The 16,764-nt window shown below is 48.6% G+C and carries 13 protein-coding genes and 4 tRNA genes; all 17 read right to left on the bottom strand.

All coding sequences use genetic code 11. The features are described 5' to 3' along the window. Positions 1–23 precede the first annotated feature (23 nt). Positions 24–99 (bottom strand) — tRNA-Thr (locus FCL47_RS22080). A gap of 29 nt (positions 100–128) precedes the next feature. Beyond that, a tRNA-Gly gene (locus FCL47_RS22075) sits at positions 129–204 on the bottom strand. A gap of 34 nt (positions 205–238) precedes the next feature. After that, positions 239–323: transfer RNA gene (locus FCL47_RS22070), tRNA-Tyr, on the bottom strand. A gap of 71 nt (positions 324–394) precedes the next feature. Beyond that, positions 395–469: transfer RNA gene (locus tag FCL47_RS22065), tRNA-Thr, on the bottom strand. A gap of 271 nt (positions 470–740) precedes the next feature. Beyond that, the gene (gene qmoC, locus FCL47_RS22060; RefSeq protein ID WP_136815890.1) at positions 741–1,928 is read right to left on the bottom strand and encodes a quinone-interacting membrane-bound oxidoreductase complex subunit QmoC; all 1,188 of its coding nucleotides are present in this window, start codon (positions 1,926–1,928) and stop codon (positions 741–743) included. Positions 1,929–2,039: 111 nt separating this feature from the next. Next, positions 2,040–4,301 carry a hydrogenase iron-sulfur subunit gene (locus tag FCL47_RS22055; protein ID WP_136815889.1) on the bottom strand — a complete coding sequence of 754 codons (2,262 nt, stop codon included), beginning with the start codon at positions 4,299–4,301 and terminating at the stop codon, positions 2,040–2,042. Positions 4,302–4,307: 6 nt separating this feature from the next. Then, positions 4,308–5,567 carry an NAD(P)-binding protein gene (locus tag FCL47_RS22050; RefSeq protein WP_136815888.1) on the bottom strand — a complete coding sequence of 420 codons (1,260 nt, stop codon included), beginning with the start codon at positions 5,565–5,567 and terminating at the stop codon, positions 4,308–4,310. Between the two features lie 374 nt (positions 5,568–5,941). Then, the gene (gene aprA, locus FCL47_RS22045; RefSeq protein ID WP_136815887.1) at positions 5,942–7,957 is read right to left on the bottom strand and encodes an adenylyl-sulfate reductase subunit alpha; all 2,016 of its coding nucleotides are present in this window, start codon (positions 7,955–7,957) and stop codon (positions 5,942–5,944) included. A gap of 53 nt (positions 7,958–8,010) precedes the next feature. Beyond that, on the bottom strand, positions 8,011–8,427 hold the full coding sequence (aprB, locus tag FCL47_RS22040; protein WP_136815886.1) for an adenylyl-sulfate reductase subunit beta: 417 nt from the start codon (positions 8,425–8,427) through the stop codon (positions 8,011–8,013). A gap of 260 nt (positions 8,428–8,687) precedes the next feature. Then, complete coding sequence (locus FCL47_RS22035) at positions 8,688–10,841, bottom strand: DNA translocase FtsK (protein WP_136815885.1); 2,154 nt, start codon at positions 10,839–10,841, stop codon at positions 8,688–8,690. Positions 10,842–10,943: 102 nt separating this feature from the next. Beyond that, a complete protein-coding gene (gene nusB, locus FCL47_RS22030; protein WP_136815884.1) occupies positions 10,944–11,375 on the bottom strand; it encodes a transcription antitermination factor NusB in 432 nt (143 codons plus the stop codon). A 124-nt stretch (positions 11,376–11,499) separates the two neighbouring features. Further along, entirely contained in the window at positions 11,500–11,967 is a 468-nt protein-coding gene (gene ribE / locus FCL47_RS22025; RefSeq protein WP_136815883.1) for a 6,7-dimethyl-8-ribityllumazine synthase, read from the bottom strand. A 167-nt stretch (positions 11,968–12,134) separates the two neighbouring features. Then, positions 12,135–13,361: a bifunctional 3,4-dihydroxy-2-butanone-4-phosphate synthase/GTP cyclohydrolase II gene (locus FCL47_RS22020; RefSeq protein WP_136815882.1), complete on the bottom strand. Its 1,227-nt coding sequence runs from the start codon at positions 13,359–13,361 to the stop codon at positions 12,135–12,137. Between the two features lie 53 nt (positions 13,362–13,414). Then, positions 13,415–14,092, bottom strand: coding sequence for a riboflavin synthase (locus tag FCL47_RS22015; protein ID WP_136815881.1), 678 nt, complete (start codon positions 14,090–14,092; stop codon positions 13,415–13,417). A gap of 15 nt (positions 14,093–14,107) precedes the next feature. Beyond that, positions 14,108–14,707 (bottom strand): tetratricopeptide repeat protein, encoded by a 600-nt coding sequence (locus FCL47_RS22010; RefSeq protein WP_136815880.1) that lies wholly within the window; start codon positions 14,705–14,707, stop codon positions 14,108–14,110. Further along, positions 14,700–15,839 (bottom strand): DVU0298 family protein, encoded by a 1,140-nt coding sequence (locus FCL47_RS22005; protein ID WP_136815879.1) that lies wholly within the window; start codon positions 15,837–15,839, stop codon positions 14,700–14,702. Before FCL47_RS22005 ends, FCL47_RS22010 begins: the two co-directional genes overlap by 8 nt. A gap of 52 nt (positions 15,840–15,891) precedes the next feature. Next, positions 15,892–16,521 (bottom strand): tetratricopeptide repeat protein, encoded by a 630-nt coding sequence (locus tag FCL47_RS22000; RefSeq protein WP_136815878.1) that lies wholly within the window; start codon positions 16,519–16,521, stop codon positions 15,892–15,894. Positions 16,522–16,764: the final 243 nt, after the last annotated feature.

The following is a 16,764-nucleotide window of genomic DNA, read 5'->3' as shown; positions in this document are numbered from 1 at the left end:
GTTGTCAGATTGTTACAAGTGCATGGAGCCCACGACCGGAGTCGAACCGGTGACCTCATCCTTACCAAGGATGCGCTCTACCAACTGAGCTACGTGGGCTTTTTTTTACTGCGCACAAGAACTACTTATGGAGCGGGAAACGAGACTCGAACTCGCAACCCTCAGCTTGGAAGGCTGATGCTCTACCAATTGAGCTATTCCCGCTCAGGATATCAGCTACTTTACAATGTTAACAAATTGGTGGAGGGGGGAGGATTCGAACCTCCGAAGGCTGAGCCGACAGATTTACAGTCTGTTCCCTTTGGCCGCTCGGGAACCCCTCCATGGGGGAATGCCTGAAATAGACAGACACTCTTTATACTCTAACAGCAACTTTGTAAAGTGTTATTTCTAATGGAGCTGGCGATAGGACTTGAACCCACAACAACCTCATTACAAGTGAGGAGCTCTACCATTGAGCTACGCCAGCTTACAAGACCGGAGAATATACTCACTTCAAAATTTTAAATCAACCTCTAATTTTACTTTTTTGCTTTTTTTGCATTCTACTCTTCGTGCTGTATTCTTCATTCCAAAAATCAAAAACCTGCACATTGCACGGCGTCCCCCCCTACCGGTCAGAACGCGCGTGCAAAAATAAGCAATAAAAAACTGATGAAGTGAATAAAAAGGCCGAGTCACACGACTCGGCCTTTTTATTTCTCGAGGGTTTTCCTGAGACAGTTCAGAATAGTACTTCTTTAACTTCTGCCATAGCCACTTTCGCGATATTTTTCAAAAGTGTAAGCACCAGTCCTGTAGATCAAGTGGGCAAATTTAGTATAGGGCAGATACAAGAACAGCATCATGATAGAGACCAGATGCAAAAAGTAAACGATGTATCCCAAAACCGGCATGCCTGCCCAGCGCAGAAGCTCCGCCCCGAGTCCGGTGACACCAACTGCGGTGATTTCCCAAATAAGGAACCAATCATAAAAAGTCGGCTTGGTATCCTGTTCACTTTCAGCCTTCTTTCTGTTATTCCACAGCACAGCTATCCCGAACAGCAAGGCAACGGCCGACACATTGGCCAGAATCTTGAAAGGATCGGTCAGTGGCATAGGGGTGTGCAGAGACGGCCATGCAAGAGCAAGGACATCAAGTCTGAAAAGGGACCAACAGGTTACAATAAATAAACCGATAAATGCCAGCATCAAAGGCAGATGCCCGCGAACTCTGTCAGTGTTTACAGTACACTCGCGAAACCTTGAATGCTTGACAATCTCAACAAGAGATGGCCAGAGGAATTCCTTGATGAACTGACCAACAGAAGGCCTGTAGTCTTTATTGAGTCCGGCATCTGCACTCATACTCTTCCACATCTTACTGATGCCTCTGAATCCTGAGTAGAGACCGAGCCCTAAAGACGGCACCATGATCAGCACGATAAAGAAGGGATTCTTAGCATACCAGAAAAAATCCCAATGACCGAAAAAGCGCTGATAGCCATGGCTGGCAAACTCCTCTTGGGTCGGGATATGCATCGCCCCGGAGATCAGCCACATAATAAAAATCACCACCACCGGGATACCGATGAGTACCGGCAAGCCCTTGGCACTTGAGGCAAGTTTGGCCAGAGGGGCAGGCCATCCGTAAAAAGTATAAGCATAGGCCCGTATGGCACTGAGTACATCACCGGGTTTGGCACCTCTCGGGCAGTTAGCCGTACAATCGCCACACTGATGACAAAGAAATACATCGGGATCGGTGACCAGTTTCTCTTTCATACCCCACTGGGACCAGATCATTTCCTTTCTGGGAAACGGTTTGCCATCTTTTGACAGGGGGCACATAACCGAACAGGTTGCACATTGATAGCACTTCTTCAGTGTATCTCCCCCCGCCTCCTTCAAGGATTTTATAAAATCTAAATCGGGTTGAACATTCATTTGTTCCTCCTGCATAGTATCAATGAAAATCATTCAATAAAAATCTGCCGTTCTACCGGCTGATGATGACCTGCAGCGGAAATGATCTGCTGCAGGTCATTAAAAAACCGCTTAGAAACCCTTGAATGGATTCGGTCCCATCTCAACAATTTCTTCAACGAAATCGTTGATGATCTGCGGGATTTTATCATAATCAGTGATAGCAACCTGGTTTGCGGCACATCTTTCTGGCTCGAGTCCGAGTGTCGACAGAGTATCACCTATATTTTCCATGCGCTTGTTGGCAATTTCCGACCCTTTAACAAAGTGACACTGATAATCATCGCCATAGGTACAACCCAACAGCATGGCACCGTCTAAACCGGCTGACAACGCATCTCTGATCCAGGCCATATTGACTGAGCCAAGACAGCGGACCGGTATAAAACGAACCATATGACTGATGCCATTGCGCCTCATTCCGGACATATCCAGAGCCGGGTAGGCGTCGTTTTCGCATACTAAAACAAGGATTCGCAATCTGTCTTCATCGTCTTCCGGCACTTCTATCGATTTGATCATAGAACCGATGAGATCGATATTGTAATCCTTAAAGCCGATAATTCGCTCAGGGCAGGCACCCATACAGGTACCGCAGCGACGACAGCGGGTCGGATTCGGTAATGGAGTACCTTTATCGTCATCGTCGAGTGCGCCAAAAGGACATTCCTCAGTACAACGTTTGCATTGAGTACATCTCTGCATGAAGAACTCAGGATACGTGGCATCTCCAGAACGTGGATGAACGGAAACACCGCGATCGACGGATTCGATACACTGAATAGCTTTTAAGGCCGCACCGGTCGCATCGTCAACCGCTTCTTCCATTGTTTCTGCTTTTCGCACCCCACCACAGGTGTAAACGCCGGTACGTCTGGTCTCATATGGGAAACAGATAAAATGAGAATCTGCATAACCGTCAAAGAGGCCAAGATCGTTGAAGCCGGGCCCCTGTCGATAGGCAAGGTTAATGCTTTTTTCATGAAGAGTGGTTGGTTCCATGCCGGCAGCAAGAACAACCATATCGACATTAAGATTAATGTTCTCTCCCAGCAAGGTATCTTCTACGGCGACAGAAAGACCGCCGCCAGCCTCTTCGACTTTCATGACATTGCCTTTGGTCATGAAGATACCGTCATTCAGCTGAGCATTTTTATAAAAGAGCTCCATATGACCAGGAGTTCTCATGTGCTGATAGAGGATATAGGCCTTGCCTTCGGCATTGTCCTGGCAGACGTATTGTGCCTGCTTCAAGGCAACCATCGAGGTGACTGAGTTACAGTAGGGGAAATCCTTGTCGTTATCTTTTCCGCCGGGGCTCTGAACAAAGGCAACATTAGCCGGAACCTTTCCATCCTTGGCCAATTTCTCAAACTCGGCATTGGTAACGACATTTTTAACTTTGCCATACCCCAGATGCTCATACTGTGAAACATCAGCCGGTGTCCAACCAGTAGCCAGAACAACAGCCCCTACCTTGGTAGCCTCGGGGTTGATTTTGGTGTACTTCATAAGACCAACATTGGGATCGTCTTTCTCCCCCTTGTTGATCAGGTCCTGCTCTTCGGTTGTGACTTTTGCCGGAGCGTCCCATTCAGTCTTGCTGCCGGCGGCTTTAAAGCTTATTCCGAAATCACCGGGAGCTCCCGTGATACGGGCAACTTCAATACCCGTTTTTATGGTGATTTTGGCGTTTGCCTCAACCTCGGCAATAAGTGCATGAATTGGATTTTCTTCCAAATCAGTCCAGGGTGCCTTGGTAGGAAAACTTTTTCTCCAGCCAACGGCCTTGCCACCAAGTTTATCGTCTTTTTCGGCAAGTATGACGTTATAGCCCGCAGCGGCAGCCTCTTTTGCTGCGGTGAGTCCGGCAAGCCCGCCACCCATAACCAAAATAGTCTTATTAATAGCTTCCAGTTTGTACGGATCAGCAGGTTCGGTTTTTTTCGCACGGGTACACGCCATCCGCATGTAGTCGGAGGCTGTTTCCTGCATAAATTCAGCCGCTTCACTATGAGGCTCTTCGCCCTCTGCGGGTTTTGCCTGAGCCCATACTACCTGTTCTCTGAGATTTGCCCGAACAGTAATTTTATCCTTACCAAAATCAAATTCCTGGGTCATGACCCGGGGAGAACAGGCTCCGACGACAACGGTATTAACCCCGTCGGCAATATCCTTTTCAATCAGGCTACGACCTTCGGCACCACAGAGGCACGAAAAAGTCTTGCACTCCATGGACATCTCACCTGTGACAACTTCGGCGAGTGCCTCAAGATCAAGCGCATCGCCAATGCCACAACCGGCACAAATATAAGCGCAATATTTCTTATCCATCGATATTTACCTCCTGGAAACCTGAATTGCCTTTAAGGCAGCTGCAGTTGAAGATTGAGTACAGGTAACAACATCCGCGGCTTTCTTTGCACAACCTGCTGCTATCATAGCTTTAGCATAGTCTGAAATGACAAAGCCGCTGGTATCCATCTGCAGATCTGTTGGTGCACCCTGCAGGGCAAGTGACGGTTGCATTCCTGTTGCCAGAACGACCATGTCAACTTTTTGCGTCATTTTCTCAGCGGTAAGAGCATTTTCAGCTACAACAGAGACACCACCATCAGCTTCCGGGATAATTTCTGCAACTTTACCCTTTATGAAAACAGCATTTTCATCAGCCATGCGAACTTCACGGAATTTCTCATATTTCCCAGGAGTTCTGAGGTCGATGTAGAAGACATATATCTTCGCATCGGGATACTGCTTACGCACATAGGTCATCTGCTTAAATGTGGCCATGCAGCAAATATGGGAACAATACTCTAGATGGTTTTCATCACGCGAACCAGCACATTGAACGAAAGCAATCGATTCGATTTCTTTTTCATCGCCAGGTCTGACAATCTTGCCGCCGGTTGGCCCGCTAGGCGCCGCCATGCGTTCAATCATCATGTTGGTGACAATGGCCTTTGATTTTCCGAATTTCAGATTTTCCATCTTGGTTGGCTCATAAGGAGTCCAACCTGTTGCCCAGATAATCGAACCAACGTTGATTTTGAAAGTAACGGCCTGCATATCAAGGTCTACTGCATCGTATTTGCAGGCCTCTTTAACAGCTTTGGCACCCGCAGCACTTAATGCCGCCTTGTTGATCACATATCTTCTCGGGAAAGCCATTTCATGGGGAAGATATGCCGCCTTGGATTTATTCATGCCAAAGTTAAATTCGTTAACAATCTCATCAGGGCATGCGTCACCACAGTCACCACAGGCGGTACAATTGCTGTTAACATACCGCGGCGCCGTCTCCAGCGTCACTTCATAATTGCCCGGCCCGCCACTCACAGATTTCACCGTAGTCATGGTGTATGTTCTGATCTTGCGGTTATCCCTCACCCGGCGGAAATTGATTTCCAGCCCACAGGATGGGGGACATAATTTTGGAAAATATTCATTTAACTGCGCTACGCGTCCGCCAAAAGATGCACTTTTTTCAACAATAAACACATCGTTTCCGACTTCAGCGGTCTCCAGAGCAGCAGTCAATCCACTGATGCCCCCGCCTACGACCAATACTGCACCAGAAGTGCCATGCTCGTCAGTCATACCTAACCTCCATAATTGCTCTTAAAATATTGTACTATCATCATCTTTAGCAGATGCTCATTCTACTTAGAAAAGCACAAAAAATGACAACTATTAAACACAGAGGGACAGCCTTAAAAAATTCAACAAAGAATTTTTTAGCTTATGTTGACAAGAGTTGCAAGAATCTCTTACCTGCATAAACCAAAAACTCTGCAAGCGAAACTTTCGACAAGAAAAACCTTTGAGAGATCTTTCCCCGGTACATCTGGGTCAAAAAGGCGACTGGCAATCAGGACTCACCGCGAACGAGATTCCCCGCACACTAAAAAATCTCCAGGAGTCAGAGACCCCTGGAGATTTTCTTTACATCAGCTCAACTGCATCCCCAGCTATTACAGCCAAGGGTCGGTCGGGAGGATATTGATACATTCAACCTTCTCGCACTTCCATTCCTGGGTCTCAGGATTGAAGGTAGAGTTGACGAAACACTTCCAGTTCTCGTCATCACAGGTTGGGAAATCTGATCTGTAGTAGAATCCTGGGTAACGGGACTCTTTCCGGAACTCGATGTGCCGAATATGCGTTTCAACACACCAGATACGATGGTAGTTTTCCCAGCAACGAAGCAGCTCATGCAGATCACCAGCGGCCATCTTCTCTGCATCTTCGCGAAGAAGTTTGAGAAGATCGAGGCAGATGTTAAGCAATTTACCGGAGGTCATATAATAGGTCGCAACACCACCGCCATATTCATCGGTGGCTTTCATGAGACGCATCATCAGACCAGCAGGCTTGCAGTAGTTAGGATTGACGTCGGCTGCAGTAGAAGCGCCTTTGAACTCCTCATAGAGTCTAACCGGTGCGTAAATCTCGTCTGCCAATTCCTGAGCGGTCTGCTTCAACTCAGGTTTGAAATCGTTATCGCGGCAGAACTTAACCATCTGCTTGGCAGCAATACGACCTTCAGCATGGGAACCGGAAGAGAATTTATGACCGGAAGCACCAACACCGTCACCAGCAGTGAAGAGTCCATCAACCGTAGTCATACGGTTGTATCCCCACTTATACTTATGAGCACGTGACTCATTCTTGACATCAGGTACCCATGCCTCTTCCGGTCCAGAAGTCCAGATTCCGCAACAACCAGAGTGAGAACCGAGCATGTAGGGTTCGGTCGGCATAATCTCAGAACCAACTTTCTCCGGCTCAACGTTCGCACCAGCCCAAAGACCAGCCTGACCAACAGACATATCGAGGAAATCTTCCCAGGCCTCAGACTCGAGGTGTTTCCAGAATTTCTTCAATGACTTTTCATCCATTCCTTTTGCTTTACGGTCATCAAGGAAGGCGTTGAGAGCAACATCGGTCGCCATATAGATCGGGCCACGACCTTCTCGCAGCTCGTTGATCATCAGGTGGTTACGCAGACAGGTCGGAGTAACGGCAGATGCGCCATAAGGCATGAATTTCTCGAGTTCCTCTTTTACTGCATCGCTGTTCGCATAGAACTCACCAAGACCGTTCTGTACTTTGGCTTTGAAGAGAAGGAACCAGGCACCGACAGGACCGTAACCATCTTTGAAACGGGCTGGGGTGAAACGGTTTTCCATCATGGTCAGGGTAGCACCGACCTGGGCACACATGGTGTAGGTGGAACCGGCGTTCCAAACAGGATACCAGGCACGGCCTTTACCTTCACCAGTTGAGCGTGGACGGAAAATATTAACAGCACCACCGCAAGCAACCATAGCGGCCTTGCAACGGAAAACGTGTACTTTGTTTTCACGGGTGGAGAAACCGACAGCACCGGCGATCTGATTGGGCTTGTTCTTGTCAAGCAGCAGCTTAACAATAAAAACACGCTCGATAATGTTTTCGGCACCGAGAGCAGTTGCTGCGGGCTCGGCAACGATACACTTATAAGACTCACCGTTGATCATGATCTGCCATTTACCGGTACGAACAGGCTGTCCGCCTTCACGCAGGGTCTTAGCGGGCTTGGAACCGTCAAGGTTCTCACCATCGGCATCTTTTTTCCAGATGGGGAGGCCCCACTCTTCAAAAAGCTTAACAGACTCATCTACGTGACGACCGCAGTCATAGATAAGATCTTCACGTACAACGCCCATCAGATCGTTACGAACCATTTTCACATAGCTCTCGATCGGGTTTTCGCCAATATAGGTGTTGATAGCAGACAGACCCTGAGCAACTGCACCTGAACGCTCGAGAGATGCTTTATCAACGAGAACAATCTTCATGCCTTCAGGGGCCCACTTTTTAATCTCAAAAGCAGTTCCACAAGCAGCCATACCACCGCCGATGATGAGACAATCAACATCATGCTCCACCACCTCGGGGTTCACTACGGCTTTGAGTTCACCTTTTGGTTTATTAGGTAATGCCATTTTCAAATCTCCTTACAATAAAGATTTTGTAGTTATAAAGTTTCTAACTCAGCTTATTTAGGGGTAGGAAGATTGGCCTCAAGAAGCAGACATTCGTCATCGAGGTTCGCACCTTTCTGTCCGGCATAAGCATTGGCAGCACCTTCAGCAGTGGTTCGAATAGGAAACTTGAAACGCTTCATGTTGCCATTACGGAACTTAACAGTCCACATAATGGAATCAGAAGATCTCATTGGATGAACCTGACCACCCATGGGCACGAAGTCATCATAACCACGTACGAAAATTGCACCTTGCGGGCAGATCTTAACGCAGGAATAACATTCCCAGCAAGCATCCGGCTCTTGATTGTAAGCCTTCATCTCCTCAACATTTAAAACCATCAAGTCGTTGGGACAGATGTACATGCACGCCGTTTTGTCTCCACCTTTGCAGCCATCACATTTGGCAGGATCTACATAACTTGGCATTCAACTACCTCCTCAGTTTTGTATTAACTGTTGTAACCCTGAACAGTCAGGGCCCACTTAAACTTAGTACAACTAAAAAATCCCTTCGTCCCCCAGGACTATCCTTATACCGGGCAACCAAGTAATACTTCACATAAATTGCTATAACTTCGCAACAACTGATTAAGTTTTTACTGAATGACTACTCATTTTTCTCGAGAACTTTTTATATTAGGTTGCCTGGTAATTGTCAAGAAAATTCAACAATCAACCAATTAAGCTTAGGTGTAGTTACTGCGCACAATAACCTCTCGTGGCTTCGCCCCGTCAGCCGGTCCGACTATCCCCTCTTTTTCCATCATTTCGATCATCCGTGCAGCCCGGTTATAACCGACCCGCAGTCTTCTCTGCACCATGGATATTGAAGCCTGTCCTGCTTCGGTGACCAGGGCGACGGCTTCGTCATAGCGATCGTCAAAATCGCCATCACTGTCATCACCGCTCCCGTTCGGCTCCTTTTCGATTTCCTGCATCACCGCCTCATCATAGCCGGAACTCCCCTGCCGTTTCCAAAAATCGACAATATCACTTGTCTCTTTTTCCGAAATATATGCCCCGTGAATACGCTTAATGTTAGCCGTACCCGGCGCGAGGAACAGCATATCGCCGGCACCGAGAAGATGTTCCGCACCGGATGCATCAAGGATGGTTCTGGAATCTATTTTTGAGGACACCTTAAAAGAAATTCGGGTGGGAAAGTTAGCCTTTATGAGTCCGGTGAGAACATCGACCGATGGCCGCTGGGTGGCGAGGATCAAATGAATACCGGCTGCTCTGGCCATTTGGGCCAAACGGGCTATTGCGGCTTCAACGTCCTTGGAGGCAACCATCATCAAATCCGCAAGCTCATCGACAATCACGACTATATAGGGCAATTTTTCTTCATTGACTTCATTGTAGGAATCGAAGCTTTTCACCCGGGCCTCTTCCAGCAGCCGATAGCGTCGTTCCATCTCTCTTACCGCCCAGTTCAGAGCTCTTGAGGCAAGCTTGGGATCGACAACCACCGGATGAAGCAGATGGGGTATGCCTTCATAGCCGGACAACTCGATCCGTTTTGGATCAACCATCAAAAAGCGTACTTCCTGAGGGGTTGCATTGTATAAAATAGAAGCGATTATGGTATTGATGCCGACGCTCTTCCCAGCCCCAGTGGCACCGGCGATCAGGAGATGGGGCATTTTCGCCAGATTGGCCATGGCCAGGTTCCCGATTACATCAAGACCGAGAGCAATCGTCAGTTTGTGTGAGTTGGCCCGGTATTTCTCGGTGCCGATGAGCTCGCGGATATAAACGATCTGGCGTATTTCATTGGGAATCTCAATGCCAAGAGCGGCCTTTCCCGGAACGGAGCCGACAACACGGACCGACTGAGCCTTCAGTCCCAGGGCGAGATCGTCCGCCAATCCGGCAATTTTATTAATTTTAATCCCGGGGGCGGGAGAATATTCATAGGTGGTGACGACCGGTCCCGGCGAAATACCGACAACTTTACCCGAAACCCCGAAATTTTTTAATTTCTGCTCTAGCTGCTTTGAGAGCTTGTAATACACTTCGTTATCAATTTTTTCCTGCACCTTGTCGCTTTTACTGAGAAGAGACAGCGGCGGCAGCTTCCAGTCCCCTCTGGCGATAGGTTTTGCTGCGAATTCATCGTCCGCATCAGCTTCTTTTGCAGCCCGTGTCGGCGCTTTAACTTCCGGCACTGAAATCGTCTGCAGAACCTGGGGGGTCAGCAATGGCTGGTCCTGTTTGTCGAGGATCTTCATGGCCGATCCGTCGTTTTTGGGTTGTTTTCTTTCCCGGGTTTTCACCTGCTCTTTGTCGAACCGGCCAAAAATGTTTTTGACAGACTGCAAGATCATCCGCTTTATGGCAGCCATCAGCTGATAAGGAGAAAACTGGCTGGAAAGCATCAGCGAAATGAGGAAAACCATCATAAAGACGAGCACTGTTCCGCCATGACCGACGGCAGATGACAACAGGGTAAAACCGGTTCTGCCTAAAAATCCCCCTGCATCAAGATATGATGGATCCTTGATGGTCAACGAAGAAAGCATCCCGCAAAAGGAGATAATTGCCCCGGTCAGCCCGGCAATCACCTGCGGCAGTCGCTGGAAAGACATCCTCGGGCTGAAAAAGAGAAAAGAAGAAAAGAACAACAGGGCCGGCAGAAGATAGGCCCCCCACCCGGTGAAGCCAATAAGCACCCGGGCAATCAGGGTGCCAATCTCGCCACACCAGTTCCCGTTGGTTTGGAGCGAATAGGAAATAAGACTGAGATAGAGAAAAAGAGAAACAAATATGCCGAGAACGGCAAGGGCCTCCTGCTTGAGGCCTGGCTTGGGAGTCGAGTTATTTTGTGTCTGTGCCATGGAGCTGTGTCATTCCTGAATGTACATTTTGGGTGATGCTTCCGGCCAAAAGATGTACTCGGAATTGACAAGAATTGCAAGAAGAGGCCAACCTGAGGACGATCAGCCGGCCTCCAGGGTAGCTCTTACGGCGTCCAGCACTCCATTAATGAATTTGGGAGAATCCTCTCCGGCAAAACGCTTGGCGATTTCCACCGCTTCGTTTATGGCAACCTGGGGCGGCACATCGTCTATCTCCAACATTTCATAGATAGCAATGCGCAGCAGATTTCTATCCGTGGCGGCGATACGGACCAGTCGCCAGTTGCTCGCCGCTTCAGCTATCAGCGCGTCGATTCGCGCCAGATGATCAGTTATGCCCTGCAACAGACAGAGTGCATACGATCGGGCTTTTTTGTTAACCTGAAAAAGAGCGCAGAAGAGATCAAATCTTTCCGCCAGATCATAGCCAAACTGCTGTTCAGGACTAATGGTAAAATCTTCCTGATAGAGGAACTGCAGTGCCGCCTCCCGTGATATCCGACGCGTACCCATAATTTAACTTACCGTTTATTAACAATAAAAAAGGGGCAGTTGTCAACAGGGTGTCCCTGCTCTCTGCCCCACAATTTTCAATACGGACCAAACTGCCGCATCGATCCTTACTCACCCATCAATATCAGTTCAGCTGATCAATCAGGTTAGCCATTTCTATTGCCGCCACGGCAACTTCGGCACCTTTATTGCCGGCTTTAGTGCCGCTGCGTTCAATCGCCTGTTCGATGGTTTCTGTGGTTAAAACGCCAAACAGGATCGGCACTCCGGTCTCGAGACCTGCCTGGGCGGTCCCTTTGGACACCTCATTCACCACAACCTCAAAGTGCGGGGTTGCACCTCTGATGACAACTCCGAGAACAATAAGCGCATGATACTTTTGTGCACCGGCGAGTTTCTTGGCAATGAGGGGAATTTCAAAGGCACCTGGAACCCTCACCACGTCAATGTCATCCGCAGCAGCGCCGGATCGTACCAGGCTGTCCAAAGCGCCTTCCAACAGTCTCTCACTGAGAAAGGAATTCCATCTTGCGACGACAATCGCAAATTTTTTCCCCGCTGCATTGAGGTTCCCTTCAATAAACTTTGCCATATCCTCTCACCTGAAATATATAATTTATCGGAACTTCTCACCGGCATGCCATTCCGGAAACCGCCCTGCAATTACCATCGATGGGGAGCTGGCCGGAATTCTTTTCCATACCCCGTGCAGGATACACGTGCCTTGAGATCCTTCGTTATCTTGTCATAAATATGAAATTAATCAATAGGACAGGTATCTTCAACCGCCATGAGATGTCCCATCCGATCACGCTTGCACATCAGATATTCTTTGTTTTCTTTAGTGGCCGGCATTTCGAGTGGTAATCTTTCGACGACTTCAATACCGTAGCCCTCCAGGCCGACAATTTTCTTTGGATTATTGGTCAGGATGGCCATTTTTTTCACCCCGAGGTCACGGAGTATCTGGGCACCAATGCCATAATCGCGAAGATCGCTTTTAAAGCCAAGCCGATGGTTGGCTTCCACTGTATCCACGCCCTCGTCGTCCTGCAGACAATAGGCCTTTAATTTATTGACAAGGCCAATGCCGCGACCTTCCTGACGCATGTACAGGACAATGCCGCATCCTTCCTGGTCAATCATTTTCATTGCCGCATTCAGCTGGAGGCCACAATCACACCGGGCTGAACCGAAGACATCGCCGGTCAGACATTCGGAATGAACCCGGACCAGGACCCGTTCCGCCTTGGAAATATCACCCTTGACGAGAGCCAGATGATCAAGATGGTCAACCGAATTGGAATAAACCACCGCCTTGAATTCGCCGGCATGCTCAGTGGGGACGCGTGCTTCCACTTCGCGCTGAACAAGGGTATCTTCACGCAACCGGTAAGCAACCAGGTCGGCGATGGTGGCAATCTTCAAATTGTGTTTTTCAGAAAACTTCTCCAGATCATTCATGCGGGCCATCGTCCCGTCCTCGTTCATTATCTCACAGATCACCCCGGCAGGAATCAAGCCGGCAAGCCGGGAAAGATCGACCGAACCTTCGGTCTGGCCGGCGCGAACGAGAACGCCTCCGTCTCTCGCCCTGAGCGGGAAGATATGACCGGGACTGACAAGGTCGAGGGGTTTTGTATTCGGGTCGACGGCAACCTGGACAGTTCGCGCTCTGTCCGCCGCAGATATACCCGTCGAAACTCCCGTTCTGGCTTCAATACTGACCGTGAAGCCGGTGCCATACGGAGATGTGTTGTTGGAAACCATCATTGGCAGGCCGAGTTTATCAGTCAATTCCCCGTTCAAGGTCAGACAGATCAGGCCCCTACCGTATGTCGCCATGAAATTAATGCTTTCAGCATTAACTTTCTCGGCCGCCATATAAAGATCCCCTTCATTTTCCCGATCTTCATCATCGACCAGAATAACCATCTTGCCTGCTTTGATGTCCTCGATTACCGCTTCAATTGAACTCACTGCCATAATATTTCACACTTATAAGTAATGTATTGATTAAACTCATCCCCTTGCCGGGATCACATAAAACCGTGCTGGGCGAGAAATCCGGGATGAATTCCCTCACTGTTCTTGCTCTCTTTATGGTCATCGGAACCGGTCATCGATGGTCGGGGAGCGAGTAATTTTTCAACATATTTACCGATTATATCTACCTCAATATTGACTTTACTGCCGGTTTTTAATGTCCCCAGGGTGGTCATTTTCAAGGTGTGAGGTATAATTGATACCGTAAAAACACCCGAGCCACAACTGTTCACCGTAAGGCTCACGCCGTCAATAGTAATCGATCCTTTTTCAATTATGTATCGTCCCTGCTCGACCGGTAAAGAAAAAGTGAAAATGGTATAACTGCCAAGTTCTTTTTTGGCGGTGACGGTGGCCAGGCAATCGACATGCCCGGAAACAAGATGTCCTCCGAGTCGGTCGGAAAGCCGAAGGGCCCGCTCAAGATTAACAATGGCGCCGGGACCGAGCAAACCGAGCTTGGTTCGAGAGAGTGTCTCGGGTGAAACATCGACACAGAACTTCCTCCCCCGAATAGTATACGCCGTCAAACAAATGCCGCTGACGGCAATTGATTCGCCTTCCTCGGGTTCTGTCAGATCAAAACCGGCCTCAAGGTCATAGGCTATTCCACCGCCAACCGTCCGTTTTCCGATGATCTTTCCCGGTCCTTCGATTATCCCAGTGAACATGAGCGTTGCGCCGACTTAAGATTCACTTGTGAGCTGGACTGCTTTTTCCAGAAATTTGGCGGCTATATTATCATGCCTGAAATTTTTATGAATAGATGCGATAGTTCGGTACGCATCAGCAGCTTTCTCTTTTTTTCCGGCTTTTATATATACTTCCGCCATTTCTTCCAGGATTGTTACAGTTCCCTGAGGATCCCTGTTGTCCTGGTAATGATCAAGGATCGTCAGGCAATCAGCGAGAGCTTCGTCGTATTTTTTCAAGTGCGTACGGACAGTAACAATCTTTTTCATTACCGCCAGGATACTCATCCGATCGTTTGATTTTTCACAGATCGCCAGGGCCTGCAGATAGTGCTGCAGGGCATTCTCGTATTCCTTCCGGGCAAGACAGACATGGCCCAGCTGATTACTCGCATTAGCGATACCGACCTCATCGTTTTTTTCTTTAAAACCAACAAGCGCGTTATGAAGAGCTACTGCAGCCTGACCGTATTCTTCATTGGCTAAATATTTTTTGCCCTCTTCATACTCCGCCTGCAATGGATCAGATGGCTTTTTAGTCTCGGTTTTACCCACCTGGCTTATACTTTCAAAGGATTGCAAATTATCAGTCACTTTTATTTTCTCCTTGTATCAGCTGTAGTGCGGTGCGTGCAGCTTCAGCGACTGTTGAAGAGACACGTTGTCCTCTCTCATAATAACAAAATTCTCCCTGATCGGCACCTAAGCCCATGAGCTGCATGGTCACTTCAGTTGCTTTTATACGGCCCAGGAGCCGGGCTACCTGCCCTCGCACCTGTGATTCCGGGTGTTGCAGGAAATGGAACAGATTGTAAAAAGGGGTGTCGCGAATCAGGTCCGGACGCGTCGCAGCGATCTCAGCCAAAGCCCACAAAGTCTGGTTCCGGGTAGAAGAATCCCCCATGTAATTCAGAAGATGTCTGGTAAAGGCCCCGAAGATATCGGTCCGCAGCGAAATAACATAACCGATTGTTTCAACCATGCCCCATGGTGTTGCCGCCGAATCGGAACAGGCCTCAAACATACGATGCAGCAACTCAGACACCGGTCCCGGTTCCCTGGTCGAAGTCCGGGCAGTGACCCGGCCGATGGTCCAGGCGACCTGCCAGCGTTTATCCTCTACCGGATCATAGAGCAACCGCTGCATCAATCGAAGAGTTTTTTTGTCGTCAAAGCAGCAGGCAACAAGGCCATCGATGTCCTCTTTTTCCACCAGCTCTCTGACAGTTTGTTTATTGGACTTCTGGCGTATCCGCTTTGCATCGGGTGCTGGCTCGATACCACCATACTCCGAACTTGGTGGTGCTCCCGGCGAATTTGCCACGGCCTCGCCCTTTTTTTCCTTTATTCGATAAGCAATATCGCGAATATCCGTATGAAGGCGCACGAAATAGAGTACCCCGCGTATAGCTCTGCCGTCCATATTACCGGTATCAAAAACCTGATGCAGAGCTTCGTCGTAATTCTCAATACGCCCGGTCAGATAGTCATCTTCCGGCATTAACTCCCAGGCAAAGTCTGCGTTGTCATTGCAGGCATATACCAGGGTTTCCACGATAGCAGCACCTACGTTATGCCCCGTTGCCTCAGAGGCATAGACGGCTCCGCACTGGCATCGTCCAACAGGGAATTCGGTCATTTTTCTGTGCGGTGCATGGGATGGCCTGCCTACTTTCTGGCCGCAAAACGGGCACCACGGTCGTACAATAGTCTTTTCTTTCGGCATGTAACTAGCTCTTTTCTTTCATCGAGATTTCTGCCCTGTCGACACTTTCAATTCAGGCCAGCTTACTCTGAAGACTCGACACAAAATTTGGATCAACCGAATACCCCAGTTCTTTGGCTTTATCCAGATGAGTCTTGGAATCAGTGAAACTGCCTTTAAAGTAGAGAGCCACCGCCAGATTATTATGCCCAAGTGCAGAATCGGGACTCAGCTCAAGACCTTTTCTGGCCGCGGCCACGGCGCGGTCATCCTCTCCTTTCATAGTAAGAACCGCGGTGAGGTTTATCCAGGTGCTGGCCAGTTTAGGATCGTGTTGAATGGCCTTTTCGTAGCACTGTATCGCTTTGTCGAAATCATTGCGCTGCTGCCAGATCAACCCGAGATTTGCATGAGCCTGAGCGCTGTCTGCATTTACTGAAAGAGCCTTTTCGTTGAGTTCCTGAGCTTTATCCAGATCTCCCTGACCAAAGTAGATGGCCCCGAGGTTGATCATACTCTCACTGCTGAGGTCGTCTATTTCAATAGCTCGCTCCAGGGCCTGAATTGCCTCGGGTATGCGCCCGGCTTTCATATAGACAAGCCCCAGATGATGGAAGGCCATTACCGAGTTGGGATGTTCCTTACATTTTTTTTCAAGCTCTTCAATCACCTTCGGTAAATCTTCCCGCAACTGTTCCGACATAGTTTCCCTCTATATTATATTCGACTGATTTTTCTCTTTATGTTCACCGGTTCTCAATCATCACAGACGAAGAAACAGTCATAGCCTTTAGACGCATGTTCTCTTGCCAAACGCCGAATGAGACCTGCCCGCAACGAGCGCATACACTATAGACACCTTGAGCGTACTTGCAACAATAAAATATGCTGCTTGCACAGCATGATCCAATACTTGCACTGCAAAATGGATCACCGGCAAGGGCAG

Origin of the sequence: Desulfopila sp. IMCC35006 (genome assembly GCF_005116645.1) — a bacterium.
Classification (GTDB): Bacteria; Desulfobacterota; Desulfobulbia; order Desulfobulbales; family Desulfocapsaceae; genus Desulforhopalus_A.
This window is presented reverse-complemented; position numbering and strand designations above follow the sequence as displayed.